This is a genomic window from Streptomyces sp. NPDC050121, assembly GCF_044460385.1.
Taxonomy (GTDB): Bacteria; Actinomycetota; Actinomycetes; order Streptomycetales; family Streptomycetaceae; genus Streptomyces; species Streptomyces soliscabiei.
Genome location: NZ_JBITJV010000055.1, coordinates 20,249 through 37,297 on the forward strand (window position 1 = coordinate 20,249; position 17,049 = coordinate 37,297).

Genomic DNA, 17,049 nt, shown 5'->3' on the forward strand with positions numbered 1-17,049 from the left:
CGGTGTTCGTCTTCACCGCGTCAGGGTTGCGTCAAAGGCGTCTCTCGCGATTCAGCTCGTCCTTTATGTCGGAACTGTTGGCCGTAAGGTCGACGCTGCGTACGCAGCAGTTACTGGAAGACAATGAGGCCATGGCACGCGGCAAGCTTCGGATCTACCTCGGTGCGGCACCGGGCGTGGGCAAGACGTACGCGATGCTGTCCGAGGGGCACCGGCGGGTGGAGCGCGGCACGGACTGCGTGGTGGCGTTCGTGGAGCACCACGGGCGTCGGCGCACCGAGGTGATGCTGCACGGCCTGGAGCAGGTCACACGCCGCGAGCTGGAGTACCGCGGCGGCGTCTTCACCGAGATGGACGTGGACGCGGTTCTGGCCCGCCATCCACAGGTCGCCCTGGTGGACGAACTCGCCCACACCAACATCCCGGGCTCGCGCAACGCCAAGCGCTGGCAGGACGTGGAGGAACTGCTCGCCGCCGGCGTCGACGTGGTCTCGACGGTGAACATCCAGCACCTGGAATCCCTCGGCGACGTCGTGGAGTCGATCACGGGGGTACGGCAGCAGGAGACCGTGCCCGACGAGTTCGTCCGGCGTGCCGACCAGGTCGAGCTGGTGGACATGTCACCCCAGGCACTGCGCCGGCGGATGGCGCACGGCAACATCTACAAACCGGACAAGGTCGACGCCGCCCTGTCGAACTACTTCCGGCCCGGAAACCTCACCGCCCTGCGGGAGCTGGCCCTGCTCTGGGTGGCCGACCGGGTCGACGCGTACCTGAAGCAGTACCGCAGCGAGCACCGGGTGTCGGCGATCTGGGGTTCGCGCGAGCGGATCGTGGTCGGGCTGACCGGCGGCCCGGAGGGACGCACCCTGATCCGGCGGGCGGCGCGACTGGCGGAGAAGGGCGCCGGCGGCGAGGTGCTGGCCGTGTACATCGCGCGCAGCGACGGTCTGACCTCGGCCTCGCCCAAGGAGCTGGCGGTCCAGCGCACCCTGGTGGAGGACCTGGGCGGCACCTTCCACCACGTGGTCGGAGACGACATACCGGCCGCGCTGCTCGACTTCGCCCGCGGGGTCAACGCCACGCAGATCGTGCTCGGCTCCTCGCGCCGCAAGGCGTGGCAGTACGTCTTCGGACCCGGGGTCGGCGCGACGGTCGCCCGCGAGTCGGGGTCCGACCTCGACGTGCACATCGTCACCCACGACGAGGTCGCCAAGGGACGCGGGCTGCCGATGGCCCGGGGCGCCCGGCTCGGGCGGGCCCGCATCATCTGGGGCTGGCTGGTCGGGGTGGCGGGTCCGGCACTGCTGGCGCTGCTGCTGAACACCGTCCACCTCGGCCTCGCCAACGACATGCTGCTGTTCCTGGCGGTGACAGTGGCGGCGGCGCTGCTCGGCGGGCTGCTGCCCGCGCTGGCCTCGGCGGCCGTGGGCTCGCTCCTGTTGAACTACTTCTACACACCGCCCCTGCACAGATGGACGATCGCCGACCCGAAGAACATCGTCGCCATCGTGATATTCGTCGGGGTGGGGGTGTCGGTGGCGTCGGTGGTGGACCTGGCCGCGCGGCGTACGCACCAGGCGGCCCGACTGCGGGCCGAGTCGGAGATCCTTTCCTACCTGGCGGGCAACGTGTTGCGTGGCGAGACCAGCCTGGAGGCGCTGCTGGAACGGGTCCGGGAGACCTTCGGGATGGAGTCGGCGGCGCTGCTGGAGCGGGCGGACGGCATAACGCCGTGGACCCGCGCGGGCCACGTCGGATTCGGGCGCCCGGTCGCGCGGCCCGAGGACGCCGACGTGGACGTGCCGGTCGGCGACCACCTGGCGCTGGCCCTCACCGGGCGGGTGCTGCCCGCGGAGGACCGGCGGGTGCTGGCCGCGTTCGCCGCGCAGGCGGTCGTGGTGCTGGACCGGCGGCGCCTGCAGGAGGAGGCCGACCAGGCTCGCGCGCTGGCCGAGGGAAACCGCATCCGCACGGCCCTGCTGGCCGCCGTCAGCCACGACCTGCGCACGCCGCTGGCCGGGATCAAGGCCGCGGTGTCGAGCCTGAGGTCCGACGACGTGGCCTGGTCCGAGGAGGACCGGGCGGAGCTGCTCGAGGGCATCGAGGAGGGCGCGGACCGCCTCGACCACCTGGTGGGCAACCTGCTGGACATGTCCCGCCTCCAGACCGGTACGGTCACGCCGATCATCCGGGAGATCGACCTCGACGAGGTGGTGCCGATGGCGCTCGGCGGGGTCCCGGATCCGGAGCAGAGCGTGGAGCTGGACATCCCGGAGACGCTGCCCATGGTCGCCGTGGACGCCGGATTGCTGGAGCGGTCGGTCGCCAACCTCGTGGAGAACGCGGTCAAGTACAGTCCGGCCGGCGAGCCCGTGCTGGTCTCGGCGAGCGCCATGTCCGACCGGGTCGAGGTACGGGTCGTGGACCGCGGGCCGGGCGTCCCCGACGAAGCCAAGGAGCGGATATTCGCGCCCTTCCAGCGGTACGGTGACGCCCCGCGCGGGGCCGGGGTGGGCCTCGGCCTGGCGGTCGCGCGCGGCTTCGCCGAGGCCATGGGCGGCACCCTCAACGCCGAGGACACCCCCGGTGGCGGCCTCACCATGGTCCTCACCGTCCGCGCGGCGGGACCCCGCCCTGAGCCGCAGCCCGCACAACCCGCACGACCCGTACGACCCGAAAGGCAGGCCTCATGCTGAGCCCGGCTGGGGAGACATCCCAGGCTCCGACGAGGGTGCTCGTGATCGACGACGAGCCGCAGATCGTGCGCGCCCTCGTGATCAATCTCAAGGCCCGCAAGTACGAGGTCGACGCCGCCCACGACGGCGCCACCGCCCTCCGGCTCGCCGCCGCGCGCCACCCGGACGTGATCGTCCTCGACCTGGGGCTGCCCGACATGGACGGCGTCGAGGTGATCAAGGGCCTGCGGGGCTGGACCAGGGTGCCGATCCTGGTGCTGTCCGCCCGGCACACCTCGGACGAGAAGGTGGAGGCGCTCGACGCCGGCGCCGACGACTACGTCACCAAGCCCTTCGGCATGGACGAGCTGCTGGCACGGCTGCGGGCCGCCGTCCGCCGGGCCGAACCCGCCGGTGGCGGCGAGGACGAGGTGCTGGTGGAGACCGACGAGTTCACCGTCGATCTGGCCGCGAAGAAGGTCAACCGGGCCGGGAAGGACGTACGGCTGACGCCCACGGAGTGGCATCTGCTGGAGGTGCTGGTGCGCAATTCGGGCCGTCTCGTCAGCCAGAAACAGCTGCTGCAGGAGGTGTGGGGGCCGTCGTACGGGACGGAGACGAACTATCTGCGGGTGTACATGGCGCAACTGAGACGCAAGCTCGAGGCGGACCCGTCGCATCCCAAGCACTTCGTCACGGAACCCGGGATGGGGTACCGGTTCGAGCGCTAGCAAGGAGGGCGGAACGGCCGGGACGACCGGTGCGGCGGCGGCTACGGCGGCGGCTACGGCTCTGTCGGTGCACCCCGGTACGCTTCAGATATGAGTGCTGTTCCTCGTTCCGAAAAGCCGGTGGGCCGGTTCCGGCGCATGCTCGACCGGCTCTCCTCGTCACAGGAGGACCTGGAGTCCGAGGAGCTGCGCGAGGACGCCGAGACGGCCGGTTGTACACGCATCGGAGACTGTCAGGACCGCCAGATAGTCACCGTTACTGGTACCTTGCGCACGGTCACCCTGCGGCCGCGCGCCGGAGTCCCGGCCCTGGAGGCCGAGCTGTTCGACGGCAGCGCCGCGTTGGACGTGGTGTGGCTGGGCAGGCGTTCCATCGTGGGGATAGAACCGGGGCGCAGGCTCATCGCATCGGGCCGGGTCTCCATGAGCCGGGGCCGCCGGGTGCTGTTCAACCCCAAGTACGAACTGAGACCCCTGGGTAGGGAGTAGCCGGTGACGTCGCTCGACAAGCCGACCGAAGACACGACTGCGGAAGACACCGCCGCGGCCGACGCCCGGGCGGTGACCGAGGCCGCGCTGTTCGAGGCGTTCGGCGGCGTGCGGGGCATGGTCGAGACGGTGGTGCCCGGCCTGCTCTTCGTCACGATCTTCACGATCAACAAGGACCTGCACATGTCCGCGATCGCCGCGCTCGCGGTGTCGCTGGTCCTGGTCGTGGTCCGCCTGGCGATGAAGGACACCGTCAAGCACGCGTTCAGCGGAGTCTTCGGCGTGGCGTTCGGCGTCGTCTTCGCGATGATGACCGGCAACGCCAAGGACTTCTATCTGCCGGGCATGCTCTACACGCTGGGTCTGGCCCTGGCGTACATCATCACGACGCTGTGCGGGGTGCCGCTGATCGGGCTGATCCTCGGGCCGGTCTTCAAGGAGAACCTCTCCTGGCGCACCCGCAACCCCGGCCGCAAGACGGCGTACGCCAAGGCCAGTTGGGCGTGGGGGCTGATCCTGCTCGCCAAGTGCGCGATCCTCTTCCCGCTGTACTGGTGGGCGAACACCGCGCAGCTGGGGTGGGTGCTGGTGGCGCTGAAGATTCCGCCGTTCCTGCTGGCCGTGTGGCTGACGTGGGTCTTCCTCGCGAAGGCGCCCGCGCCGATCGACGTGTTCGCGGAGATGGAGGCGGAGGAAAAGGCGGAGGCCGAGCGGAAGGCTGCGTCGGAGGCGTCGGAGGTTGGTGGGCGGCACCGTCGGGAAGGGTAGTTCCCCGGCGTCGGTGTGACCGTCCTTTGGGGGCTGCCGCCCCCAGACCCCCGCTTCGGCCCTGAACGGGCCTCGTCCTCAAGCTCCCCCAGAGGGGGGACCCCCAACGGGCTGGTGCGGAAAGGGCGCCCTGAGATTTCAGGGCGCCCTTTGCCGTCGTCTCGCCCGAAGGTCAGCCGGTGGTGTCGTCCTTGCGGACCGACAGCAGGTCCTCCAGCTGTTCCTCTCTCGCCTGGGCGGCGACGAAGAGGAGCTCGTCTCCGGGTTCCAGGGAGTCCTCGCGGGACGGGGTCAGGACCCGGGTGCCGCGGATGATGGTGACCAGCGAGGTGTCCTCGGGCCATTCCACGTCGCCGACCTGGGTGCCGGCCAGGGCCGACTCCTCGGGGAGGGTCAGTTCGACGAGGTTGGCGTCGCCGTGGCTGAAGCGGAGCAGACGGACCAGGTCACCGACGCTTACCGCCTCCTCGACCAGGGCGGACATCAGACGCGGCGTCGAGACGGCGACGTCGACACCCCAGGACTCATTGAAGAGCCACTCGTTCTTGGGGTTGTTGACGCGGGCCACGACGCGCGGGACGCCGTACTCCGTCTTCGCCAGCAGCGAGACGACCAGGTTGACCTTGTCGTCGCCGGTCGCGGCGATGACGACGTTGCAGCGCTGCAGCGCCGCCTCGTCCAACGACGTGATCTCGCAGGCGTCGGCCAGCAGCCACTCCGCCTGGGGGACGCGCTCGACCGAGATGGCGGTCGGCGCGTTGTCGACGAGCAGGACCTCGTGGCCGTTCTCCAGCAGTTCGCCCGCGATCGAGCGGCCGACGGCCCCGGCTCCGGCAATGGCGACCCTCATCAGTGACCGCCTTCCTTCGGGCCTTCGGCGAACGACGCCTCGACCTTCTCGACCTCGTTGGTGCGCAGCATCACATGCACCAGGTCACCCTCCTGCAACACCGTCTGCGAGGTGGGCAGGATCGCCTCGCCGAGGCGGGTCAGGAACGCCACGCGGACGCCCGTCTCCTCCTGCAGCTTGCTGATCTTGTGCCCGACCCAGGACGGGGCGGCGTGCACCTCGGCGAGCTGGACGCCGCCGGTCGGGTCCCGCCACAGCGGCTCGGCCCCCGAGGGGAGCAGCCGGCGCAGCATCTGGTCGGCCGTCCAGCGGACGGTGGCGACGGTCGGGATGCCCAGGCGCTGGTAGACCTCGGCGCGCCGCGGGTCGTAGATACGGGCGGCGACGTTCTCGATGCCGAACATCTCGCGGGCGACGCGGGCGGCGATGATGTTGGAGTTGTCACCGCTGGAGACCGCGGCGAACGCGCCGGCCTCCTCGATGCCCGCCTCGCGCAGGGTGTCCTGGTCGAAGCCGACCCCGGTGACACGACGGCCGCCGAAACCGGAGCCCAGTCGTCGGAAGGCGGTGGGGTCCTGGTCGATCACTGCGACCGTGTGCCCCTGTTGCTCCAGGGTCTGGGCGAGAGCGGAACCCACTCTGCCGCAGCCCATGATGACGATGTGCACGACCGTCCTTCCGAGGTCAAGAAGTTCAAGAAGTCGATAAGTTTCTGGTCCGGGCATGGAGCTCGGCCTTGACCAGGGTCTCAGACCGTCGTCCAAGCTACACACGCGCGGTCCTCGCCGGGGACCCCTGTGCACACTCCGCGCACGGTTCGAGCGATCAGCGGCGGCTGATGCTCCAGAGGCTGAGGAAGGTAAGGATTCCGAGGCCGACGAGGCTGCCGATGGCACCGATGAGCTCCGCGGTCGTATGCATGGACCCTCCGAAGGACGGCAGCGGGCGGGGGATTGTCATATAGACATGACGACCGGCATGGCTGCGGAATCCGCAGCGTGGGCCCGGCCGAATTCACCCGGGAGGCAGACGCGGCGGCCCATCACCCGGTCGAGTGCGGGGGAGGGTGGGCGGTCCCGTGTTCGAAGGCTTACGATTCTCTGTTGTGTCCAAACTGACCGACGTGCCCAAACGCATTTTGATCGGGCGCGCACTGCGCAGTGATCGGCTGGGGGAAACGCTCCTGCCGAAGCGCATCGCCCTACCCGTCTTCGCTTCCGACCCGCTGTCCTCCGTGGCCTACGCGCCCGGGGAGGTGCTGCTGGTCCTGTCCATCGCGGGCGTGTCGGCCTACCACTTCAGCCCGTGGATCGCCGTCGCGGTCGTGGTGCTGATGTTCACGGTGGTCGCCTCCTACCGGCAGAACGTCCACGCCTACCCCAGTGGCGGTGGCGACTACGAGGTGGCCACCACCAACCTCGGCCCCCGGGCCGGCCTGACCGTCGCGAGCGCGCTGCTCGTCGACTACGTCCTGACCGTCGCCGTCTCCATCTCCTCCGGCATCGAGAACCTCGGCTCGGCGATCCCGTTCGTCGTCGAGCACAAGGTGGCCTGCGCGGTCGCCGTGATCGTCCTCCTGACGCTGATGAACCTGCGGGGCGTCAAGGAGTCCGGCAAGCTCTTCGCGATCCCGACGTACGTGTTCGTCGCGGGCGTCTTCATCATGATCGCGTGGGGCGCCTTCCGCGGGCTGGTCCTCGACGACACGATGCGGGCGCCGACGGCCGCGTACACGATCAAGGCCGAGCATCAGGGCCTGGCGGGCTTCGCGCTCGTCTTCCTCCTCCTGCGCGCCTTCTCCTCCGGCTGTGCCGCCCTCACCGGCGTCGAGGCGATCTCCAACGGCGTCCCGGCCTTTCGCAAGCCCAAGTCCAAGAACGCGGCGACCACGCTGGCGGCGATGGGCCTGCTGGCCGTCACCATGTTCTGCGGGATCATCGTCCTGGCCCTGGTGACCAAGGTCCGGATGGCCGAGAACCCGGCCGCCGACCTGCTCAAGAACGGCGTCGGCGTCGGCTCCGGATACGTCCAGAACCCGGTGATCACCCAGGTCGCCGAGGCCGTCTTCGGCAAGGGCAGCTTCTTCTTCATCGTGCTCGCCGCGGCCACGGCCCTGGTGCTGTTCCTCGCCGCCAACACGGCGTACAACGGCTTCCCGGTGCTCGGCTCGATCCTCGCGCAGGACCGCTACCTGCCCCGCCAGCTGCACACCCGCGGCGACCGGCTGGCGTTCTCGAACGGCATCGTGCTGCTCGCCGGCGCGGCCACCCTGCTGGTCGTCATCTACGGCGCCGACTCCACCCGTCTGATCCAGCTGTACATCGTCGGCGTGTTCGTGTCCTTCACGCTCAGCCAGACCGGCATGGTCCGGCACTGGAACCGGCACCTGGCCACCGAGACCGACCCGGCCGAGCGCCGACACATGGTCCGCTCCCGCGCGATCAACACCTTCGGCGCCTTCTTCACCGGCCTGGTCCTGGTCGTCGTCCTGGTCACCAAGTTCACGCACGGCGCCTGGGTCGCCCTGCTCGGCATGGTGATCTTCTACGCGACGATGACCGCGATCCGCCGCCACTACGACGGCGTCGCCGCGGAACTCGTCGCCCCCGAGGGTCCCAGCGACGACAGCGTCCGGCCCTCGCGCGTCCACTCGGTGCTGCTGATCTCCAAGATCCACCGCCCGACCCTGCGCGCCCTCGCCTACGCCAAGCTGATGCGCTCCGACACCCTGGAGGCGCTCACCGTCAACGTCGACCCGGCCGAGACGAAGGCACTGCGCGAGGAGTGGGAACGGCGCGGGATCGACGTACCGCTGAAGGTTCTGGACTCGCCGTACCGGGAGGTCACGCGGCCGGTCATCGAGTACGTCAAGAGCCTGCGCCGGGAGTCGCCGCGCGACGCGGTGTCGGTGATCATCCCCGAGTACGTGGTCGGCCACTGGTACGAGCATCTGCTGCACAACCAGAGCGCGCTGCGGCTGAAGGGCCGGCTGCTGTTCACGCCGGGCGTCATGGTCACGTCGGTCCCGTACCAGCTGCAGTCCTCCGAGGCGGCGAAGAACCGGGCCCGCAAGCGTCAGGAGTGGAACGCTCCGGGTTCGGTACGACGCGGTCCGCTGCAGGAGGGGCGGCCGAAGGAACCGTCGGACACCGGCGGCGCGAAGACCGGCGGCGCGACGACCGGCGGTTCGACCGGCGGTGGTTCGACGGCCGGTGGTTCGACGGGCGCTTCGGGGCCGGAGGCGAAGAGCTGACCCGGGCGTCGGGTTCCGCACCCGGCGCCCCGCGTCCTGGTTCGTCCCCGCGTCCCGGCTCGTGGTGAACGGCCGGACGACAGCCACGTAGACTGGTGGGCTGTTGTCCGGCCGTTCCTCGTTCGACGTTGTGGAGTCACCCCGCCATGCAGGCAGAACCGAAGAAGTCGCAGGCGGTATCCCTGGTCGGTGAGGAGTACGAGGTCGAGATCGGCCCCGTCGCCCACGGCGGCCACTGCATCGCCCGTACCGAATCCGGCCAGGTGCTGTTCGTCCGGCACACGCTGCCCGGCGAGCGGGTCGTCGCCCGGGTGACCGAGGGCGAGGAGGGCGCGCGTTACCTGCGGGCGGACGCCGTACGGATCCTGGAGGCGTCCAAGGACCGCGTCGAGGCCCCCTGCCCGTACGCCGGCCCCGGCCGCTGCGGCGGCTGCGACTGGCAGCACGCCAAGCCGGGCGCGCAGCGCCGCCTCAAGGGCGAGGTGATCGCCGAACAGCTCCAGCGGCTGGCGGGCCTCACACCCGAGGAGGCCGGCTGGGACGGCACCGTGATGCCGGCCGAGGGCGACAAGCTTCCGGCGGGTCAGGTGCCCCAGTGGCGCACGCGCGTGCAGTACGCGGTGGACGCCGACGGCAACGCCGGTCTGCGACGCCACCGCTCGCACGAGGTCGAGCCCGTCGAGCACTGCATGATCGCGGCCCCGGGCGTGAGCGAGCTGGGCATCGAGGAGCGCGACTGGTCCGGCATGGCGTCGGTGGACGCGATCGCCGCGACCGGCTCCCAGGACCGCATGGTGATCCTGGAGCCGCAGCCGGGCGCCCGGCTCCCCCTGGTCGAGCTCGACAAGCCCGTCTCCGTGATGCGCGTCGAGGAGAAGGACGGCGGCATCCACCGCGTCCACGGCCGCGCCTTCGTCCGCGAGCGGGCCGACGGCCGTACGTACCGGGTCGGCAGCGGCGGCTTCTGGCAGGTCCACCCGCAGGCCGCCGACACCCTCGTCAAGGCCGTCATGCAGGGTCTGCTGCCGCGCAAGGGCGACATGGCGCTCGACCTGTACTGCGGTGTGGGCCTGTTCGCCGGCGCGCTGGCCGACCGCCTCGGCGAGAAGGGCGCGGTCCTCGGCATCGAGTCCGGCAAGCGCGCCGTCGAGGACGCCCGCCACAACCTCGCCGACTTCGACCGGGTGCGGATCGAACAGGGCAAGGTGGAGAGCGTCCTGCCGCGCACCGGCATCACCGAGGTCGACCTGATCGTCCTGGACCCGCCGCGGGCGGGGGCGGGCAAGAAGACGGTGGAGCACCTGGCGTCGCTGGGCGCCCGGAAGATCGCATACGTGGCATGCGACCCGGCCGCACTGGCACGGGACCTGGCGTACTTCCGGGACGGCGGATACCGGGTGCGGACGCTGCGGGCGTTCGATCTGTTTCCGATGACGCACCATGTTGAGTGTGTCGCGATCCTTGAACCGGTGGTTAAGGGCTCCTGACCTGCGGTTTTGTGTGTGCGCATTATGTGCGGTGTGGGCGTTACGGGCGATATCTTGACGCTGAAATGACGCTCATGACGCTCATTTGACGCTCGTTCTGATGGGGCGTCAGGTTGCTACGGGGCAGGTCGGGCCCGGTGAAGGTGGCGGGTATCGACGGAGCACCGACGGCCGGTGATGCTGAGCGCAAAGCTGCTGGTTTCCGCGTGGTCCGGGGGCAACGACGATACGACTAGGCATCCACCAACAGTCGGGGATCTGTCCGGAATTCTCGGGGTTATCCTGTGCCTCTCGCATCGGTCGTCTCGGCCGGTGCTGCGGTGAGGGGGAACAGGGTGGGTGCGCCGGAGTCGAATGCCGGAGACGATTTCCACTTTTGGTGGGCGGCGAGTCGGGCTCTGAAGCTGATCGAGCCGGGCACCATTCTCCGGCGAGTCACCCTCGAAGGTCTTGCCCACGTCGATGACCCCGACGATGAGTACGAAACGGTGGATGTCGCCGAGTACCTGGGAGGCGACGATGCTGCTTCGGCAGAGGTGCTTGTCCTTTCGCAGCTGAAGTACAGCTCTCGTCATCCGGACACCGCTTGGACAACGGCCAGGCTCTGCAAGAAGAGCGTGCGGCGTCGAGCCGACGGCACAACGACGCCAGCACGATCCGTCATTGCGGACTTGGCGGCTGCCTATCGCCGGCTCATGGATGATCACGGGATCGATGTCGCCTCGAGGGCTCGCATCGCGCTGGTCAGTAATCAGCCTGCCGCCCCCGAACTGGTCTCCTGTGTTACGGCTGCGGCGGCGTGGGTCAAGGGCCAAAAGCCGACGGTGCAGACCCAGGCACTTCTCGCGGGGCTCTCTACAGACCAGGCTGTGACGGTCCGGACTCTGCACGAGGCTGTGCGCAGTCGGCTGAGCAGTCAGGAGTTTTGCGCCTTCATAGGCGCCCTTGACCTGTCACAGACAGGTGTCATGGACAGGGCCGCACTGGCCCGCGCGGTTCGATCCGGTGCGGCGGAGCTGACACCGGGCAAGGGCCACGACTCAGCCCTGAAGCTGTTCCACCTGGTCCGTGCGCAGGCCCTGCCGGACAGCAATCGAAAGGGAGTGACGGCAAGCGATGTCCTTGCGGAACTAGGGGCTCCCGAACTGCTGGATCTCTACCCGGCTCCTGCTCGGTTCACGGAAGTTCGCGATCCGCTCCCCGCGCCCGGTGCCCGTTCCATCGCCGACGCCGTGGTGAGGCATCCAGGACGCCTTGTGGTGGCTCACGGAGATGCCGGGGCTGGGAAAACCACGGCGATCCGCCAGATGAAGGACCACCTGCCAGTGGGGTCACATGTCGTCCACTTTGACTGCTATGGCGGCGGAGACTACCTGAGTGCGGGCGAAGAGCGGCACACACCGCAGCGATTCGTCCCCCAAGTGGTCAACGAACTCGCGCAGTTGTGCGGCACTCCACTGCTCATTTCGAGATCGCAGCGGCAGGAAGACCTTTGGCGGCGGCTCCGCCGCACGCTCGACGGGGCCGTCGCCGGGCTCCCACCGAACGCCGTGCTGGTCCTGGCGGTCGACGCTGCCGACAACGCCGCGACAGCGGCTCGAGAGTGTCAAAATCGCTCCTTTCTGCCGGAGCTCGTCCGCCTGGACCTGCCCGAGCAAGTCTCCGTGGTACTCACCGCGCGCAGCCATCGGGTCGGTTCGTTGGAGGCCACGACGGCGGCCGAGGAGGTTCCTCTCGCAGTCTTCGACGCCCCCACGTCCGCGGCGCATCTGCGCCGGCATCGGCCGGACGCCTCCGAGGAGGAAGCACACACCTTCCATGACAGGACTCAAGGCAATCCCAGAGCCCAGTTCTACACGCTTCAGCAAGCAGCCGAGCATGCCTGGGACATGTCCACCCTGCTGGCGAAGTCGGAGCAGACGCCCAAGGCGGTCTTCGACGACCTAATCGAGTCCGCTCTGCAGGTGGGCGGCGCGGACGCTGGCGGCCTGCAGTGGCTCGCGTTGATGCTGGCGCTTTCCCGCCCCGTACGGCTCCAGACCCTCGCCACCGCTCTGGACGTCGACCTGTCGGCCGTCAGGAACTTTGCTGCGGGGCTCACCCCCGGCGTCCGGATCGTCGACAACTCGATCCAGTTCCGGGACGAAGACTTCGAAACGCACGTCAGGGACTGCGTGGATCCCTCCGAAGTGATCGCGGCCCACAGCCGACTGGCTGATCTGTGTCTCGCCGCGCGGGCGACCGATGTGGACGCCGCGACGCACGCCGCCGACCATCTGGCAGCATCAGGCCGCTTGGAAGTCCTGTTGCAGCTTGTCCTCGAAGAAGCCAGTCCGGTTGGCATCACGGACGGCTTTCGCCGCGAGGAGGTCCAGGGCCGACGCTTGGACCTCGCCCTGCGGGCCGCAGCACAGACCGCCGACGCAGCAGCCGCCGTACGACTGGCTGTTCGAGGCTGTGACACAGCGTCACGTCACGACACCCTTGCGCGTCTGACCGGATCGCATCTGGATCTGGTCGCCCGCTATACGGACCTGGATCTTCTAAGAGCCCACCTACTGCGGAGACCGGGCGGGACTTGGCTCGCCCCGGTGTTCCTACAGACGGCCGCAATGTTTTCCCGTACACCTGAACGGCACGACGCCGCCCGGGCTGACCTGGACAGCGCCGGAGGCTGGCTGCGTCGCTGGATGGCTCAGAGGGAAGAGGAGGGCGAGCACTGGGATGTCACACCGGACGACGTCGCCGCAGCGGCGGAGGCATGCTATCGACTTGTCGGCGTCAGGGCCGCGGTCAGGGAACTGCGGCGGTGGCGCCCCGTGGATCTCGTGCTGGACGCCGCCGTGGCGCTGGCGGGACGCCTCACCAATGATGTGGATCCTGCCGTCGTACGAGGGTTGCTGAAGAAGTACCGGGTTCCGGCAGAGGCTCAGGCACGCGTCTTCCTCGCCGTCGTATCGCCTCCCGGTGAACCGGACAAGGAGTGGCTCGACGCCATACTTGCCGCATTGCTGTTGGACCCGCCTGCCGGGCCCCAGCCCTGGCAGGCACGACTGCTCGATATAGCGCTCCGTCACGGTGACCGCCAGCTGACCGCCGACCTGGCCAAACAGTGGTCCACGGCGTTGCCCAACGGACTTTCGAACTATGCGGGATCCGCCGGGCAAGGCACTGCGATTCTGCGCTGTCATGCCGCAGACGCAGTCCTCAGCGGCAACGACATGGACGTCGTCGCACTTGTTCCCGCCGAACTGCTGCCGCGTACCGAAGAATTGGGCCACACCAAGGACGCCCGGGCGCGCGAACGCGATGAATGGCTCCAGCTAGTGAAGCCCATTGCCGAAGCTGCCGTGCTGGCTGCACGCGCGGTCTTGGAGGAAGCGGACGCCGACGAGGTCCTTGCGTTTTGTGATCGAGGAATCGCCGGACGTATGGAGCGCGCCACACGCCGGTGGTTCACGTACGACAGGTCCTATGCGGCCTGGGCGAGCCTCGTTGCCGCGGCTGCCCTGGACACCGAAGCGACAGAGGAAGTCGTCGATCGTCTCGCCGCGGCTGCCGAGTCTGTCCGTCGTGATGGCGCTCCTGAACTGTGGATGGAACTGGCAGCCCTTCTTCTGCCATATCAGCATCGCAAGGGCACGGCAGCCGACCTGTGCACACGGGCGGCCGACTACGTCAACAGCCACGACTACCCGGCGAGTGAACGCCTCGACCTCCTTGCGCGCTTGGCGGAGCTCGGAGCGAAGGTAGACGTGGACCTAGGAAGACAACTCTTCGAACAGGCTGTAGAAGCGGCGACCGGAGTCAACGACGACGCGGCCCGCCTTCTGGAGGTCCACGTAGACCTCGCCCATCGCGCTGACGTCTCCAACCTTGATCCGGCTCATACCGCCGCACGTCTCGTCCAAGCTGCGGAACTGATGGCTCCTCACGTGAGCGAAGCCGCCGAAATTCCTTACGCCGAGATCGCCGGAGCTGCGGCCCGACTGAATCCCTTCACCGGCCTCGCCGCAGCCAGCAGATGGGACGACCAAGATCGCATCGGACTGTCGTCCACGTTGCCTGCCGCACTGACCGGTGTACTCCACAACGGAGAGACACCCGCGCAGCAAGTTCTCGCCCTGGACCACTTGATCACAGACGACGGAGGCCGCTGGCAACTGCAACTCAACATCGCCGAATGGTTGGCGGCGAGCGGTGCTGCGGAAAGGCAAGAGTGCCGCCGAGTCCTGCTGAGAGCCGCGGAATGGGTGCGACGTCATGTTCCCGCGCGGGATCAGCCAGCTAGGGCGCGACGCCTTGTAGACGCTGCTGAGCAGTTGGGACACGGAAGCAGTGTCCGGTCGGCGCTCGAAGCGGTGGTCCAGCTGGGTGATACGCGAGGGGACTTGGGCATTGGCCACACCACCAGCCGAGACTGGGGCGGCAGCAGGCGTCACGCTCCCGAGGTGCAAGCCTTGCTGTCCCATGCCGCTTCTCGCAGCTGGGTGTCGCTGGCGGAGGACGTGCGAACGCTAGCCGACGCTCGCGTGTACAGTGACGAACTGCGTGCATTCATCACAGCTGCCCTCCAAGCTACCCCCTACGGACAGCGGCTGGATGCCCTCACGACCGTCGCATCGCTACCGGACCTGGACGCGCTCGATGTGTTGACGGTCCTATCCGACCTCGTACGCCGCTGGAGTTCTCAGCCAGCCATAGCGACGTGGGCTGCCGCAGCACTTCCCGACCTGGTGAGTCGAGTCTTCACCGAGCTGTTCTGGGGGCATGACACGCGGCGCACGATCGAACGACTGCGGGCTTTCGGGGACGACTCGGCCATCCGGCAGGCCGTCCTGGCTGCCCTGCCAGAGGCACGGCAGGATCTGCGGGCGCATGGCTGGCGGAGCATCGCAGAGCTCCTGGGCCATCTGTGCCCTACGGGCGACGCGGGTTCGGCCCTTTTGGGCCTCCTCGATGACCGTGTTCCGCAGGACGCCGTCGCCGTCGAACGGCAACGCCCGCAGATGGGCGTTTCTCTACTGCTGTGGAGCGCTTTCGGCCACCCCCGGCGTGAACTGCGCTGGCGCGCGGCGCATTCCACTCGCGAGCTGCTGTCCACGGCCTCCATCGCTGTCGCCAAGTCGATGGTGGCTGACCTCATGGGACGCCTGGACGACAATAAGCCGGGAGCCTTCAGGGATAAGAATCTGCACTTCTACCGCTTCTCGGCGACAGCCGCACTTCTCACAGCTCTTGAGCGGGTCGCAGCAGAGCGTCCCGACATACTGGCGGCGTACTTCCACGAGTTCGCACGCTTGGCTACAGACCGGGTGTTTCCTCATGCCCAAATCCGTCAACTCGCACGCCGCAGTGCCCTCGCGGTCGCGGCAGCGGCCAGCGCCGATTCCACTCAGGTCGAGATGCTTCGCCTGGCCAACCAGCCCTCCAGCTGGCTGGTGCATTACGGACGCAGCTACGACGGACGCGACAGAATTTCCTGGAAAGGCCGCTACAACTTCGATTCCATGGACACCATCCCCTATTGGTACGCACCGTTGGCCCAGGTCTTCGATGTCGAAGTCGACGTCATCGCCGAGACTGCCGAAGGCTTCATCCTCGACCAATGGGGCTTGAGCAATGACGACTGGTGGACAGATACGCGAGAGCTACGAGACGAGCGCTCCTGGGAACGAACCAGTCACAGACAGGGAATCATTCCGCGCGAGGAGAGCCTCCGACTCTACATCGAATATCACGCCATGATGGCCACGGCCGGACGTCTCGTCGACGAAAACCGTCCAGCCCGTGCCGGAACCTGGACACATGAGCAGGCTGACTCCTGGGAAGACTGGCTTCTGCCACATCTCCCAGCCCCGACAGGCTGGCTCGCAGACCTCGGGACGCCGGTTCCGGCCGAGGCAGAGTTCCTATTGTCTCGGGTGGGGTCGAAGACGTGGGACACCACATCGCCGGCTGACTTCGACAGCGCTCTCGGACTGACCGGTGACGACGGTGCATCGGACATGATCCGTGTGGCGGCGAGTGTCCAACTCCACGGCCCAGAAGCCTACGAGACAGTGAGAGTGGCTTCGGCCCTCGTCGATCCTCGCCACGCCACCGATCTGCAGCGTGCGCTCGCTGCGGCTTCCAACCCGACGGACTGGAAGCTGCCCGACGAAGACGAGGAAGACTTCGAAGTCGACGCCGATGCCTTTCGCCTCAGCGGATGGATTCTGGACCCTTACGAGCCGAGTGAGTACCTTGACCGGCATGACGTATATGCCTACGAAATGCGTCGCGAGCTTCCACTTCCCGGGAAGGCGTTCAGGGCTCAGAGTCGCACAGCACTCGACGCGACCCGTCTCGTGCTGACAGCGCACGACGGACGCGTCGTGGCACAGGCTCAGCAATGGGCCGACCCAGACCCGGGGAATCACTCGACATCCTCGTTCGTATCATCCGGCTACCGCGTCCATGTCAGGCGGGACGCATTGCTGCGGTACCTCGCTACCACAGGGAAGAGTCTGATCACGGAGGTTCAGATTGCACGGCGCCGAACCGGACAACGACGCGACGGCTACCGGGTCCCCGTCAGCCGCATCTATCTCCTCGACGCCACCGGAGCCCTCACCGCCAGTTGACCCCGCCGCGGAGCTCGGTGAACGCATCCTGGCCGAGTTCGGTGACGAGCACACCAACAACACCCTGATCCGTTGGCTTGCTCATTACACAGCTCGCCTTGTGACGGAAGCCGACCAAGCGCGCGACACGAATGCCCCGGACGCCGCAGCCCGCACCGCTGAAGCAC

Annotated in this window: 9 protein-coding genes; 7 read left to right on the top strand and 2 right to left on the bottom strand. The window is 68.1% G+C overall.

The genetic code is table 11. The features are described from left to right. The first annotated feature begins 131 nt into the window (after positions 1 to 131). The 4 genes from ACIBTS_RS44405 (at position 132) to ACIBTS_RS44420 (ending at position 4,666) form a co-directional block, all read left to right on the top strand. A complete protein-coding gene (locus ACIBTS_RS44405; RefSeq protein ID WP_399326967.1) occupies positions 132 to 2,699 on the top strand; it encodes an ATP-binding protein in 2,568 nt (855 codons plus the stop codon). Next, entirely contained in the window at positions 2,693 to 3,409 is a 717-nt protein-coding gene (locus tag ACIBTS_RS44410) for a response regulator (protein ID WP_399326969.1), read from the top strand. The genes ACIBTS_RS44405 and ACIBTS_RS44410 overlap by 7 nt, the downstream gene beginning before the upstream one ends. Before the next feature lie 90 nt (positions 3,410 to 3,499). Beyond that, a complete protein-coding gene (locus ACIBTS_RS44415; RefSeq protein WP_078890401.1) occupies positions 3,500 to 3,898 on the top strand; it encodes an OB-fold nucleic acid binding domain-containing protein in 399 nt (132 codons plus the stop codon). Positions 3,899 to 3,901: 3 nt separating this feature from the next. After that, positions 3,902 to 4,666, top strand: coding sequence for a DUF3159 domain-containing protein (locus ACIBTS_RS44420; protein WP_399326971.1), 765 nt, complete (start codon positions 3,902 to 3,904; stop codon positions 4,664 to 4,666). A gap of 172 nt (positions 4,667 to 4,838) precedes the next feature. Here the strand turns inward: ACIBTS_RS44420 and ACIBTS_RS44425 are convergent, their stop codons facing one another. Further along, the gene (locus ACIBTS_RS44425; protein WP_399326973.1) at positions 4,839 to 5,516 is read right to left on the bottom strand and encodes a potassium channel family protein; all 678 of its coding nucleotides are present in this window, start codon (positions 5,514 to 5,516) and stop codon (positions 4,839 to 4,841) included. After that, complete coding sequence (locus ACIBTS_RS44430; RefSeq protein ID WP_399326975.1) at positions 5,516 to 6,184, bottom strand: potassium channel family protein; 669 nt, start codon at positions 6,182 to 6,184, stop codon at positions 5,516 to 5,518. Before ACIBTS_RS44430 ends, ACIBTS_RS44425 begins: the two co-directional genes overlap by 1 nt. A gap of 437 nt (positions 6,185 to 6,621) precedes the next feature. Between ACIBTS_RS44430 and ACIBTS_RS44435 the strand changes: the two genes are divergently transcribed. The 3 genes from ACIBTS_RS44435 to ACIBTS_RS44445 all read left to right on the top strand — a co-directional run bounded on the left by ACIBTS_RS44435 (position 6,622) and on the right by ACIBTS_RS44445 (position 16,882). After that, entirely contained in the window at positions 6,622 to 8,769 is a 2,148-nt protein-coding gene (locus ACIBTS_RS44435; protein WP_399326977.1) for an APC family permease, read from the top strand. Between the two features lie 146 nt (positions 8,770 to 8,915). Next, the gene (locus tag ACIBTS_RS44440; RefSeq protein WP_399326980.1) at positions 8,916 to 10,256 is read left to right on the top strand and encodes a class I SAM-dependent RNA methyltransferase; all 1,341 of its coding nucleotides are present in this window, start codon (positions 8,916 to 8,918) and stop codon (positions 10,254 to 10,256) included. Between the two features lie 335 nt (positions 10,257 to 10,591). Further along, complete coding sequence (locus ACIBTS_RS44445) at positions 10,592 to 16,882, top strand: AAA family ATPase (protein WP_399326982.1); 6,291 nt, start codon at positions 10,592 to 10,594, stop codon at positions 16,880 to 16,882. The last annotated feature ends 167 nt before the right edge of the window (positions 16,883 to 17,049 follow it).

What these genes read in the sequence shown, in the direction of transcription:
- ACIBTS_RS44415 (WP_078890401.1), top strand. Translation starts at nt 3,500, where the DNA reads ATGAGTGCTGTTCCTCGTTCCGAAAAGCCGGTGGGCCGGTTCCGGCGC.
- ACIBTS_RS44440 (WP_399326980.1), top strand. Translation starts at nt 8,916, where the DNA reads ATGCAGGCAGAACCGAAGAAGTCGCAGGCGGTATCCCTGGTCGGTGAG.
- ACIBTS_RS44405 (WP_399326967.1), top strand. Translation starts at nt 132, where the DNA reads ATGGCACGCGGCAAGCTTCGGATCTACCTCGGTGCGGCACCGGGCGTG.
- ACIBTS_RS44425 (WP_399326973.1), bottom strand. Translation starts at nt 5,516, where the DNA reads ATGAGGGTCGCCATTGCCGGAGCCGGGGCCGTCGGCCGCTCGATCGCG.
- ACIBTS_RS44410 (WP_399326969.1), top strand. Translation starts at nt 2,693, where the DNA reads ATGCTGAGCCCGGCTGGGGAGACATCCCAGGCTCCGACGAGGGTGCTC.